General features: G+C 52.6%; 11 protein-coding genes and 1 other annotated feature. Of the genes, 1 reads left to right on the plus strand and 10 read right to left on the minus strand.

All coding sequences use genetic code 11. From position 1 onward, the window contains the following. Position 1 precedes the first annotated feature (1 nt). From QOX44_RS10695 to QOX44_RS10705, 3 genes are all read right to left on the minus strand, one after another. A complete protein-coding gene (locus QOX44_RS10695; RefSeq protein WP_283683124.1) occupies positions 2 to 1,186 on the minus strand; it encodes a pyridoxal phosphate-dependent aminotransferase in 1,185 nt (394 codons plus the stop codon). A gap of 43 nt (positions 1,187 to 1,229) precedes the next feature. Next, positions 1,230 to 1,667: a GatB/YqeY domain-containing protein gene (locus QOX44_RS10700; protein ID WP_283683126.1), complete on the minus strand. Its 438-nt coding sequence runs from the start codon at positions 1,665 to 1,667 to the stop codon at positions 1,230 to 1,232. Between the two features lie 79 nt (positions 1,668 to 1,746). After that, entirely contained in the window at positions 1,747 to 4,395 is a 2,649-nt protein-coding gene (locus QOX44_RS10705; RefSeq protein ID WP_283683179.1) for a valine--tRNA ligase, read from the minus strand. A 267-nt stretch (positions 4,396 to 4,662) separates the two neighbouring features. After that, positions 4,663 to 4,912, minus strand: a binding site (T-box leader). 235 nt (positions 4,913 to 5,147) lie between these two features. On the opposite strand from QOX44_RS10705, the gene QOX44_RS10710 reads away from it, so the two are divergent. Further along, the gene (locus QOX44_RS10710; RefSeq protein WP_283683127.1) at positions 5,148 to 5,657 is read left to right on the plus strand and encodes an NADH-quinone oxidoreductase subunit NuoE family protein; all 510 of its coding nucleotides are present in this window, start codon (positions 5,148 to 5,150) and stop codon (positions 5,655 to 5,657) included. Between the two features lie 8 nt (positions 5,658 to 5,665). Here the strand turns inward: QOX44_RS10710 and QOX44_RS10715 are convergent, their stop codons facing one another. From QOX44_RS10715 to QOX44_RS10745, 7 genes are all read right to left on the minus strand, one after another. Further along, on the minus strand, positions 5,666 to 7,015 hold the full coding sequence (locus QOX44_RS10715; RefSeq protein WP_283683128.1) for an MATE family efflux transporter: 1,350 nt from the start codon (positions 7,013 to 7,015) through the stop codon (positions 5,666 to 5,668). A 127-nt stretch (positions 7,016 to 7,142) separates the two neighbouring features. Next, positions 7,143 to 7,406 (minus strand): hypothetical protein, encoded by a 264-nt coding sequence (locus QOX44_RS10720; RefSeq protein WP_283683129.1) that lies wholly within the window; start codon positions 7,404 to 7,406, stop codon positions 7,143 to 7,145. 3 nt (positions 7,407 to 7,409) lie between these two features. Beyond that, positions 7,410 to 9,347: an SUV3 family DEAD/DEAH box RNA helicase gene (locus QOX44_RS10725; RefSeq protein WP_283683130.1), complete on the minus strand. Its 1,938-nt coding sequence runs from the start codon at positions 9,345 to 9,347 to the stop codon at positions 7,410 to 7,412. Continuing rightward, complete coding sequence (locus tag QOX44_RS10730; protein WP_283683131.1) at positions 9,344 to 10,204, minus strand: TatD family hydrolase; 861 nt, start codon at positions 10,202 to 10,204, stop codon at positions 9,344 to 9,346. Before QOX44_RS10730 ends, QOX44_RS10725 begins: the two co-directional genes overlap by 4 nt. A 4-nt stretch (positions 10,205 to 10,208) precedes the next feature. Continuing rightward, positions 10,209 to 10,946 (minus strand): ABC transporter ATP-binding protein, encoded by a 738-nt coding sequence (locus tag QOX44_RS10735; protein ID WP_283683133.1) that lies wholly within the window; start codon positions 10,944 to 10,946, stop codon positions 10,209 to 10,211. A 68-nt stretch (positions 10,947 to 11,014) separates the two neighbouring features. Continuing rightward, entirely contained in the window at positions 11,015 to 12,013 is a 999-nt protein-coding gene (locus tag QOX44_RS10740; RefSeq protein WP_283683134.1) for an ABC transporter substrate-binding protein, read from the minus strand. 106 nt (positions 12,014 to 12,119) lie between these two features. Beyond that, complete coding sequence (locus QOX44_RS10745; RefSeq protein ID WP_283683135.1) at positions 12,120 to 12,884, minus strand: ABC transporter permease; 765 nt, start codon at positions 12,882 to 12,884, stop codon at positions 12,120 to 12,122. Positions 12,885 to 12,984 lie beyond the last annotated feature (100 nt).

Here is a 12,984-nt window from a genome sequence, read left to right on the forward strand (position 1 = left end):
TCTAAAAGTATTCTTTTGCGAGCTTTTCAAATTCTGGAAGCGCCCGGCAGATCGTCTCATAAGAGACGCAGTACGCCAGACGCACGTACCCCGGACATGCGAAGGAAGATCCAGGCACCATCAGAATATGATATTTTTTTGCTGCTTCTACAAACTCCTGTTCCTTCTCTGTCGGCGATTTCATCCACAGATAAAATGCGCCCTGCGGCCTGATGCACGTAAACCCGCATGCAGTCAGTCCCTCGTACAGCGTTTTGCGGTTGCGGTCATAAAAATCCAGATCCACCCGCTCGTCCACACACCTTGCTACGGCAAGCTGCATCAGAGACGGCGCGTTCACACAGCCGATGATCCGGTTCGCGATCGTCGCAGCTGTGATCGTCCGCGCACTGTCCTCGACTTCATCCGGGATCACCACATAACCAATCCGCTCTCCCGGAAGAGACAGCGATTTGCTGTAGGAATATACGACCATCGTATTCGCATAATACTTTGTGAGAAACGGCACGGCCACACCGTCAAACGCCAGCTCCCGATACGGCTCATCAGAAATCAGATAAATGGCATGACCGTACTCTCTCTGCTTTTCTTCGAGAAGCCCGGCCAGCTGCTGTATCGCCTCCTGCGTGTAGATGACGCCGGTCGGATTATGCGGATTATTGATAATGACTGCCTTCGTCTTTTCTGAAAGCCTTGTCTCAAGATCCCTGAGATTGAGTCCAAAGGACTCCTTATCCGGGGCGACCTCAACAAGCACTCCGTCATAATTGCGCACATAAGAACCGTACTCTACAAAATACGGCGCAAACACGATCACTTCATCCCCCGGATCAAGCAGCGTCTTCAGACACACATTCAGCCCGCTCCCTGCTCCGACTGTCATGATCAGATTCTCTGCCCGAAAGGCCGTCCCGAACCGCCTGTTAAGATCGTCCGCAATCGTCTCTCTCACATGGGGAAACCCCGCATTGCTCATATAGCCATGAACAAATACGGGATCCTCCTCATCTAATATTTCCCGGATCGCCTCTTTGATCCTCTGCGGGGCAGGCACGTTCGGATTGCCAAGGCTGAAATCATAGACCCTGTCCGCCCCGAACGTCTCCGCCATCTTTTTTCCTTCCTCAAACATTGCCCGGATCGCAGAATTATTCTGCAGATACGGTTTCATCTTCTCCGCTATCATACGGTCTCCCCCCTGTCCTGTGTCACACGGTCACCGCCCCGTATTATTTACAAAGATCTGCAACGACCTGATTGATCACCTTTCCGTCAGCCTTCCCTTTCAGTTCTCCCATCACAGCCTTCATGATCTGGCCTTTATTCTTTGTCGCCAGTACATCGGCAAATTTCTCCTCGATGACAGCCCGCACTTCCGCCTCTGAGAGCAGCTTCGGAGCATACTCGGAAATCACATCATAGCGGAACTGATACTCCTCCCTGAGGTCCGAACGCTCCTGCGGACACGTATCGATCTGCTCCCGGACGGTCTTGAGCTCCTTTAAGATCACGCGGTCTGTAAGCGCCTCCGGGATATCATCCCTGCAGCCCTCGTCGATCGCAGCCTTCTTTACTGCAGAAATCAGAGAAGAGATCGCCTCCTTGCGCGGCTTATCCTTTGCCTTCATCGCTGCTACCATATCTTTTCTCAGTAATTCAATATCCATACCGTCTTTCCTCCTTATCCGGTTTCCGTATTCCTTTTGTCTCCTGCATGGATCCTGGCAGACTTTCGTCTGCCGTTTTTTATTTTGTCAGGCTGGCCAGACGCTCCTTCACCTGATCCATCATCTGCGTATACTTTTCAAGCTTTGCCTTTTCCTCATCGATCTTTGCCTGCGGCGCCTTGCTGACAAAACGCTCATTGCCCAGCATCCCATTGACGCGGGCAAGCTCCTTGGTCAGACGCTCCTCCTCTTTCTTTAAGCGCTCGATCTCCTTATCAATATCTACAAGCTCTGCAAACGGCATATAAACAACTGCCTCCGGGATCACCGCAGATACAGCGTCCTCACTGATACCGTTCTTATCTGACTGTACGTGCACCTCGCTTGCATAGCCGAGTGTGGCAAAAAATACCCTGCCGTCCTCGAAAATGCTGCGTACCTGCGCGTTCTCTGATACGACAAATACCTGCGCCTTCTTGCTTGGCGGAACATTCATGCCGGTACGCACATTACGGATGCCGCGGACTGCCTCCTTGATCGTCTCTACAGCCTGCTCCTCCTTCGCAAAATCCCATGCCGGATCAAACTCCGGCCATGCGGAGATCATGATCGACTCCTCCTGCGGCCAGAGCGTACAGAAGATCTCCTCTGTGATAAACGGCATATACGGATGCAGAAGCTTCAGCGCATTCGTGAGCACTGTCCTTAACGTCCACAGAGCAGCCGCCTTCGTTGTGTCCGCATCATTGTACAGACGCGGCTTCACCATCTCGATATACCAGTCGCAGAATTCCTCCCAGATAAAATCATATACCTTCTGCACAGCAATGCCAAGCTCGTATTTTTCCATATTGTCCGTCACGTCTTTTGCAAGCGTGTTGACCTTGGAGAGGATCCACCTGTCTGCCCCGGTCAGCGCGGCAGGGTCGATCGTCTCCGGCACCTGTGCCTTTTCCAGGTTCATCATAATGAACCGCGATGCATTCCATACCTTATTTGCAAAGTTTCTCGAAGCCTCCACGCGCTCCATATAGAAACGCATGTCGTTGCCCGGCGCGTTTCCTGTCATCAGCGTCAGCCGCAGCGCATCTGCACCATACTGGTCGATGATCTCAAGCGGATCGATACCATTTCCAAGAGACTTGCTCATTTTGCGGCCCTGGGAATCTCTTACAAGTCCGTGGATCAGCACGTGGTGGAACGGTACCTCTCCCGTCTGCTCCAGTGCGGAAAATACCATGCGGATGACCCAGAAGAAAATGATGTCGTATCCCGTCACAAGTACATCCGTCGGATAGAAGTATTCCAGCTCCGGCGTCCTGTCCGGCCAGCCAAGCGTCGAAAACGGCCACAGCGCGGACGAAAACCATGTATCAAGCGTATCCTCATCCTGTGTCAGATGAGTGCAGCCGCACTTTGGACATACGGACGGCATCTCACGTGCGACGATCGTCTCACCACACTCGTCGCAGTAGTACGCCGGGATCCGGTGTCCCCACCACAGCTGTCTGGAGATACACCAGTCGCGGATGTTTTCCAGCCAGTGCAGATACGTCTTATCAAAACGATCCGGTACAAACTGCAGTGTTTTATTCTTTAATGCCTCGATCGCAGGCTTTGCCATCTCATCCATCTTTACAAACCACTGCGGCTTGATCATCGGCTCAACCGTTGTCTTGCAGCGGTCATGCGTACCGACACTGTGACTGTGCGGCACAACCTTTACCAGCAGGCCAAGCTCCTCAAGATCCTTCACGATCGCCTTTCTAGCCTCATACCGCTCCATGCCTGCGTACTTACCGCCCAGCTCATTGATCGTCGCATCATCATTCATGATCGTGATCTCCGGCAGGTTATGACGCTTTCCTACCTCAAAGTCATTCGGGTCGTGCGCCGGCGTGATCTTCACACAGCCTGTTCCGAATTCTTTATCCACATAGGCATCTGCAATGACCGGGATCTGTCTGCCTGTAAGCGGAAGCTCCAGCATCTTGCCTACGAGGTGGGCATACCGCTCATCCTCCGGATTGACTGCGACAGCCGTATCTCCAAGCAGCGTCTCCGGACGGGTCGTTGCGATCTCGACGAAGTTTCCTTCTTCTCCGACTACCGGATAGTTGATATGCCAGAAAAATCCATCCTGATCCTCATGCTCCACCTCTGCGTCGGAAATAGACGTATGGCAGACCGGACACCAATTGATGATCCTGGAGCCTTTATAGATATAGCCCTTTTCATACAGCCGGATAAATACTTCCTGGACAGCTCTGGAACATCCCTCGTCCATTGTGAAGCGCTCCCTGTCCCAGTCGGCAGAAGCGCCAAGCTTTTTCAGCTGGTTGATGATCTTTCCGCCGTACTCTTCCTTCCACGCCCATGCGTGCTTCAGAAATTCTTCACGGCCGATCTCATCCTTATCAATGCCCTGCTCCCTGAGCTTTTCGATAACCTTCACCTCTGTCGCGATCGCCGCGTGGTCCGTTCCCGGCTGCCACAGCGCCTCATATCCCTGCATCCGCTTAAAACGGATCAGGATATCCTGCATCGTTTCATCCAGTGCATGTCCCATATGAAGCTGCCCCGTAACGTTTGGCGGCGGCATCACGATCGTAAACGGTTTCTTGTCCGGGTTCGGTTCGGCATGGAAATATTTATTGTCCAGCCATTTCTGATACAGTCTGTCCTCGATCCCTTTTGGATCATACGTTTTTGCAAGCTCTTTACTCATATACTCCTCCTTGTAGGTATTCATTCTGTGAATGCAGACAACCTGGCTGCCGCGGCTGCAAGCAGCCCCGCCGCCATTCTCGATTTTGCCTGTGATACGCCGTGCTGCACCTCGCATCCGCTTCGCTTCTCCTCGGTCGCGGGCATTCGCCCTATAAAATCTTCGTCTGGCTACCGCGGCTGCAAGCAGCCCCGCCGCCATTCTCGATTTTGCACGGCTCATTGCTTTCGCGCAAAAAAGCCCTTTGTATATCCTCTTGGAAGATATACAAAGGGCGAATGTCTCGCGGTACCACCTTTTCTTACGGACAGCCTCTCGCCGGCAAACTGTGACATCTGGCATCCGTATCTCTTTCTTCTGTAACGGGAAGCCCCGGAACAGCCTACACACGTCCTGCGCTTCAGCTATTCGGTTCAAAAGCTACCTTCCGCATCTGCTTTCCCGGACAGCCTCCCAGCCTACGAGCCGTCCTCTCTTGCGGCGCACCATGCGTACTCCTCTTTCTCATTACCTTTTTATGATTAGTATCTTAGCGAATGCAGGTATATTTGTCAAGATGAATTTCCCGATTTAAAAAACGGGCCGTCCCGCCCTCCTCCGGGATCAGCCGCCGCGAAAACCAGGCTGCGAAAACCTGATAGAATAATAGATGAATCCGGCAAAAATCTGTGTTATACTGTCCCCTGTAACAGCAACCGGAATCATCTTACTTTTCAATCGTTTTACTTTTATAAAAGGAGGATACTGACTTTATGAATCCCAGTACAATCTGCGATCCATCAGGCGCCGCTGCCGCAGAGCTCAAAGAGATCTTTGCGTATTACGCCGGTCAGCGCGACAAAAAGGATCAGGACGTCATCGTCCAGATGTTAAAAGAGCTCCAGGAGGTCAATGGCTTTCTGACACCGGAGCTAAAAGAACAGGCGGCGCAGACTGCCGAAGTCCCGCTCTCGCTGATCAGCCTTCTGATCCGGACGTATCCAAGTCTGAAAGAAGCCGCCTACACCCATGTGATCACCGTTTGCTCCGGTGAACGCTGTGCGAAAAAGAACGGCCGTCAGATCGCCGAGATCGTCCGCAGGGAGCTTCGCATCGGCAAAAATAACCTCTCTGCTGATGGCACCTGCCTGCTGAAGACACAAAACTGTCTGAAGCAGTGCCGGACTTCTGCGAATTTTATCATTGATGACGTCCTCTATTCCAACATAAAGCCGGAGCAGGTGCCCGATATTTTAAAACAGGCTCTGTCCGCACAGAAATAGAGCGCGTCTCACTCTCCGAGCGTGATCTTTTTCCATTTTCCCTGCGCATACCGCGCCACGCACACGGCTGCAGTGATCAGCCAGGTAAGCCCGGTCGTATACCAGACCGCCCAGTATCCGATCACCGGTATTGCGGCAAGCACAACGGAAAAGCCGATCCTGCCAATGACTTCCACCAGCCCGCTGATAAATGCAAAAACAGAATCACCCGCGCCATTTAGTACGCTTCGCGCTATGTAAATAAAACCAAGCGGCAGGAAGAACCACGACAGGATCTGCACTGCGCGTCCGCCGATCGCGATAACAGTCTCATCCGCTACGAAAAGACGCACAAAATCGTTGCCCCACACATACATTGCCACCAGCATCACCACGCTGAAGGCGATAATGAGTTTTACGGAGCTGCGATAGCCCTTCTTTACACGCTCCACGTTGCCTGCGCCAAGATTCTGTCCTGTGAAGGTCGCAAGCGCCATACTCAGTGAGTTAAACGGCTGCTGGACAAGCTGCTCGATACGGGAGGTCGCCGCAAATGCCGCGATCACATCCTCCCCGAAACGGTTGATCACACCCTGCAGCGCCACGCAGGAAATCGCGATCAGTGTGCCCTGCGCTCCAAAAGGTATCCCCAGCTTTAGGCAGCGCTCTATGATGATGCGGTCCGGGCGGAAATTTTCCTTTGTCAGACGAAAATACGGATTCTTTGCGACCGCATAAACCATACATCCAACCGCAGAAAGTGCCTGCGCCAGTATCGTTGCCCATGCGACTCCGGCTACGCCCATATGGAAGACCAGCACAAAAAGCAGATCTCCGATCACATTCAGGATACTCGCCACCACAAGAAAAATAAGCGGCGTTTTTGAGTCTCCGAGCGCGCGCAGCAATGCCGCGATCCCGTTATAAAACACAACGGAGATCAGCCCTGCGCAGACGATCTGCAGATATGCGCGTGCATCCGCAAAGATTGCCTCCGGCGTATGTAACATATGCAGGACGGGATCTGCCAGCAGAAATGATATCACACTCACAAGCAGCCCCATACCAAACAGCAGATACACGGAGTTTCCGATACAGTCTTTTACACGCTTTTCATTTTTCATCCCAAAATACTGTGCCATCAGCACACCGGCTCCGGTCGCAAAGCCGTTGCACAGAGAAAAGTATAAAAAGTTCAGCGATGAGGTCATACCGACCGCTGCAAGCGCGTTTTTTCCCACATAATTTCCTACGATAATAGAATCCACCATGTTATAAAACTGCTGAAAAATATTTCCGATCAGCATCGGTACAGAAAATTTCAGCAGAAGCGACAGTTCATTCCCACTCGTCATGTCGCATACGTATTGTTTTGCCATCTCACACCTCTGTCATACTCTCACAAATCATTTTCCTGCACGGCACACACCGGCTATCCGGGATCACGCACCCGATATCATGTAATGCCACGTTCCATTTTATCCAGAGATGTCAAACTGTCAAGCCCTAATTTTTTTCTGTTGTCTCAGAATATTTCCGGTTGATCCATGCGACCGCCTGCGCGATCCCCTCGTTGCTCAGTTCAAAGTATTCGGACTGTTTCTGGTCGTCCGGAGTCGCTTCCCAGCAAAACGGTTCCGGGTATACGAAAGCCTGCAGCCTGTCCTCTGACTTGCACAGCATATAGCGCATCTTTCCATGAGAACCGCAAAAACGCTCCTTTTTCACAAGCTCCAGGGAAAACATTCCCTGCAGAGAAATCTCATCCATTTCCTATCCTCTCCTGTCATAGCAGTCATCGCAGATCCGGTATACGCCCGTCAGCGGCAAAAGCTTTCCGCAGTACTGGCAGCGGGCGATGTAGCTGGTCTTTCCCTTCGTCAGGTATCGCATGATATTTGACTCTGTATGCTCCCGCTCCCTTTGCAGCCACGCCTCGTCAACCACCTTTCCCATGCGGTGAGAAAACTGATAATACAGATCCAGCTGCTTGTAATACGTCTCGTACTTCATAATACCGCCGCGGTCCCTCCGGTCAAGCTGCGGCTTTTTCAGCGATATATCTGCCGAATAGGTCTGACAGTATTCCAGCCACAGCGCCACGACGCGCCGGTCCTTGATATCGATCGGACAGGTGATCATCCGGTAGAGAAGCCGCTTGTTCGTAAAACCGTCAATGCTGTTGCGCACCTTATATGCCTTATCATAAAGGAAGAGCGCCTCGTCTACATTTTCTTTCTCAAACGGCTGCGAGGGCTCCACATCATGCCATACCCGCAGGATCTCATCCAGAGGCTCGTCAATGTCGAGCAGTACCTGCGAAAAACCGAGATTTACCCTGGTAAGCGGCTGCTCCGCGAGCTCATAATTTGCCCGGATATAAGCAAGCGCCTCCTCTCCCATCGCAGTCACATAGCCCGTATCATAGATGCCGAACCTTCCGGCCCGCCCTGCGATCTGCCGGATTTCAGATACCTGCAGAGATCTTCTGCCTGTACCGTCGAATTTTTCTGTCTGTAAAAATACGATCCTGCGCACAGGGAGATTCAGCCCCATACCGATCGCATCCGTCGAAACAACAACCTTCGTGCGTCCGCCTGCAAACAGCTGCACCTGGCGGCGCCGGATCTCCGGCGGGAGGCTTCCGTAGATCACGCTTGCATTGATCCCCTGCTCCTCCAGACGCCCCGCGGCATCGAGGACTGATTTTTTAGAAAAGACGATCAGCGCATCCCCCTCCTGCACATCCTGCGGGAAACGAAATGACTCATCCTCGCACACCAGAGCTGTCTTTCTCTCGTAATAATGCTCCTCCCACGTATCCTGGCACAGCGTGATCAGGTGCTTCAGGACCTCTACTGCTGCTGGACTTGTGCAGACATGGATCTCCCGCGCCTTCAGTCCCAGCACCGCCTTCGTCCACGAATGTCCGCGGTCCGCATCTGCCATAAGCTGCGCCTCATCCAGCACAGCTACCTCATACAGCTCATCGTAGTCTGCCATCTCAACCGTTGAGGCTGTAATGCGGCTCCCCGGCTCCTCGATGCACTCCTGCCCGGTCAGCATCGTACACGGCACGCCGGCCTCGTTCATGCGCTCGTACACCTCCAGTGCGAGCAGGCGCAGCGGTCCGAGGTAGACTCCCCTTTGCGCTGTCTTCAGCCGCTCCAGCGCCTGAAAGGTCTTTCCGCTGTTTGTCGGTCCGATATGCAGGATAAATCTGCGGTGCATATCAAGCGCTTCCGGAAATTCCAACTCTGGTCTTGTCGGCACAAGCTCCAGGATCTTGTTTTTAATCTGATACTGATGGTACAGCGGATACAGCGTAAACAGCGTCCTAGTGCAGATCGCTCCCGGCATCTGGCGGCCAAGCCATGCCAGAAAGGCTCCGTCTATCCCTTCCCTCTGGTCCGGCAGCAAAAATCCCATATCAAGCTGTACAAGCTTTGGAAGAAGCTCCTCCCGGATGACCTCCAGCGCTTTTCCCTGATTCCGGCGGTATGCAAGCACAGCCAGGTTTTTGACCTGACGGTGGTAGTCCTCCAGCACAGAGCTGTTGACGCGCGATGCCCGTGCACTTCTTATCTGACGGCGCAGCCGTTCCATTTTCCCGCCAAAGTCACTGCAGCTTACCATCTTTTTCTGCTTCTTTTTCATCTGCTGCTCATACTGCGCAATATAAAACTGTACTAACTTTTTCGTCTGTATCATATTCTTTTCCGACTTTCCCGAAAACAGCCGCTGCCCCCTTGCTTCTCTTTTGGCAGCATCAGAAATTCTCTCAGGTTCTGCTCCATTCTCCGGCAAAGCTCTTCTTCCTTTATATTTCTGATCCCGGCAAGATACCCGGCATTTTCCCAGAGTACCTCCGAAATCCGTTCCAGACCAGTATACTCTGAACCGAGCGCCCACGCAACTGCTGAAATCCCGTCTGTCTCCAGAAAAAGCCGCTCCGCCCGGATCTCCCGCGCCATGTACCGACAGAGCTGCGTCTGTGCCTGTGCGCATTGACACAGCCTGGCAAAATCCGGGCCGAGTGTAAAGTAACAGTCCTTTTCCAAAAACAGCTCCAGTGTCTGCCTGTCTCCCGAATACCAGTGTACGCACACCGGATTGGGAAAATCCCGGATCATCTGTGCGATCTCTCTCTCCTGTCCCTTTGTGTGCAGCACGATCGGCTTTCCAAGCCTGGCTGCGATATCCAGCTGCGCCTCCAGCTGTCTGCGCTGCACCGGATGCGGTACATCGCACCAGACACTGTCCATCCCGATCTCGCCTACTGCATCGCACGCCCGGAATAATTCCACGTATGCTTCTGCGTCATACCGGTCTGCATACCACGGATGGATCCCAAAGCTAAACAGCACCTCCCTGCGGCTGTGAAATTTCTTTGTTGCTTCCCATTCCTCCGGCGTCCCGCAGCTAAAAAACGTCCGAAGCCCTGCTTCCTTACGCAGCTGCAGCTCCTCCGTCATCGACTGCTCCTTTTCCACACAGCAAAAATGCGCATGCATATCCAGCATGCGCACTCCCTCCTTCCGCTCTCTTTGTTCCTTCCCTTCCGTCATACCCTCACCTGGTCTCCTTTTCTTTGATGATCCTGTGTATCTCAGCGCGCAGTTCTCCCTGCGCATACAGCCATTCTCTCGTGCGATCCTTCTCCTGAATCTGGATCTCCTTTCGGATCCCCTCCCCCGGCTCTCCAAGGATCAGTATCCGATCGGATAAATAGATCGCTTCGTCCGTGTCGTGCGTCACGAGAAGTATTGTTTTTTTCAGGTCACTGCAAAGGCTCTGCAGCCAGTCCTGCATATCCCCCCGCGTGATCACATCAAGCGCGCCAAACGGTTCATCCAGCAGATAAATCCCTGCCTCGCACAGCGTTGTACGCAAAAATGCCGCTCTCTGGCGCATCCCGCCGGAGAGCTCATCTGGATATTTGTCCTCACAGCCGGCCAGTCCGAACTGCTCCAGCTTTTGCAGCGCTTCTGCCCTCATGGCTTCTTTACAGTGATGGATCTCACCGTAAAGGCAGACGTTATCAAGGATCGTGCGCCACGGAAACAGCAGATCCTCCTGCGGCATATAGGCAAATGTGCCGCAGGGCTCCTGCACCGCCCTCCCGTCGATCAGAAGCTTTCCGCCATCCGGCTTTAATATACCTGCAAGTACATTCAAAAGCGTCGACTTTCCGCAGCCGGACGGCCCAAGGATACTGACAAACTCTCCATCTTTGATCTGAAAGGAAAGATCCTTCAGAATTCTGTTTGTTCCATAAGAAAAATTCAATTTTTCAACCTGCAATCTCATTATTCTATCCCTGCTCCCGTCCGCGCCCGCGCGCTTTCTGATCTCCCGGTCACTGCCGCATGCTTCGATCACTGCGGAAGAAATTCATTCGTATAGCACTGGTCTGCCGGTATCGTCTCTTCGATCACGCCATACTCCTTGAGAAATGCAGAGTAATTGTCCCATACCTCGTCCTTCATCTCTCCCCAGACCTGTGCATCTTCCATATATTTATCTGCCAGATACTCCTGTGAACGCTTCAGCAGCTCGATATCATAATCCGGCGCATGTGCCGAAAGCACTTTGGCTGCCGCATCCGGATCTGCGATCGCGTCCTCATACCCTCTTCTGGTCGCACGCAAAAACGCTTCCACCATCTCCGGATCCGACTCCAGAACTGCGTCACTTGCAATGATCACCGGAGTATAGTAGTCCAGACGTTCATCCAGCTCGCGGCATTCCATGTAGTTGAGCTCTACACCGTTCATTTCAGAAATAATGCAGTCCCACCCTTCAAAAAACCACATCAGGTCACAGCTCGTTCCAAGCGCTTCAAAGCCGCTTCCATCCGAGATCACCATATTCAATTTAGAAAAATCCTTCCCGGCCTGTGTCATGCACGCCTCCAGCACGGCCGACTCTCCCGGTCCGCCCCAGCCTGCATACGTTTTTCCTTCAAAATCAGCCGGTGATTCAATCCCGCTGTCAGCAAGGCTGACAAACCCGGATGTATTGTGCTGGATCAGCGCTGCGACTGCTTTGATCGGGAGCGGATCCTCCGAAGTCAGGGCGATCGTGACATCCTCCTGATAGCTGATACCAAAGGTTCCCTTCTGCTGCGCGATCAGAGTCGCTGTCGCTCCGTCTGTCGGCTCTATGATCTCCACATCCAGTCCCTCTTCTTCGTAATAGCCGTTGTCAAGCGCCACATACATTCCCGTGTGGTTCGTATTCGGCACATAGTCAAGGATCACGGTCACCTTTTTTAATTCCGTTTCTGTCTCCTGCGCCTGTGAGGCTGCAGGCATTCCTGCCAGCATCGCCGCAGCAGCAGCTACGGCCATACTCTTTTTCCATACATGATTCATATCCTTATCCTTCTTCCTTTTCGTTTTTTATATTCCGCCGGTGCGGACACGGCCTGCTGCCGCTCCGGGAGATATCTTTTTTATCAGTTTTCTGTTCAAAACTTTCTCAGCTTTGTATGCTCCTCCTGCGGCGCAGCGACGGCAGCACTGCGTACCCGAGCAGCTTCACAAGAGCATTCATCAGTAGACTCAGTAAAATGATCATCAGCACACAGGCAAAGACCTTGTCCAGCATATATCCGTTTTTTGCCCGGATCAGATAGTACCCCAGCCCGCTCTGCGACGCGATCCACTCTCCGACGACAGCGCCGCTGATGCTGTAGGTAGCTGCCACCTTCAGCCCTGACAGCAGCGATATCATTGCCGATGGAATTTTCACAATACGATAAAGCTGTGCGCGGGAACCACCGTACGTGCGCACGAGGTTCAAATATCCGGCGTCCATCTCCCCCAGCCCGTCGCTGAAACTGACAACGATCGGGAAAAAGCACATCAGTACAACCGTCAGGATCTTCGGCGCATATCCAAAGCCCATATATATAATGAAGATAGGCGCAAGCACAATGACCGGAACTGTCTGTGTCACAACAAGGATCGGATAAATACACCTGTGAAAAACCGGCATCGCATCCATCAGGATCCCAATCATTATCCCGGCTGCAAAGGAGATCGCCATCCCCACAAGCGCCTCCATGACAGTCACCAGCGCATGCCCGGAAAGCGTCTGAAACTCTGAACAAAAAGTACGGAACATATCGCTTGGCGCTGGCAGTACATAAAGCGGGATCTGTGCCAGCTGCACTACTGCCTCCCAAAGTAAAAGCAGCGCCGCGATCACCAGCACCGGAGCAGCCTTTGACCATTTCTTCATAATCCTATCTTCCTCGATTCTTCCTAACAGCTAAATGTTTTATATCACAAAAAAAGCCGACAATCCAAAATGCCGACACAAAAAGAATACCAGCGCATAC

The organism is Parablautia sp. Marseille-Q6255 (assembly GCF_951230155.1).
In the GTDB taxonomy this organism is placed as follows: Bacteria; Bacillota; Clostridia; order Lachnospirales; family Lachnospiraceae; genus Choladousia.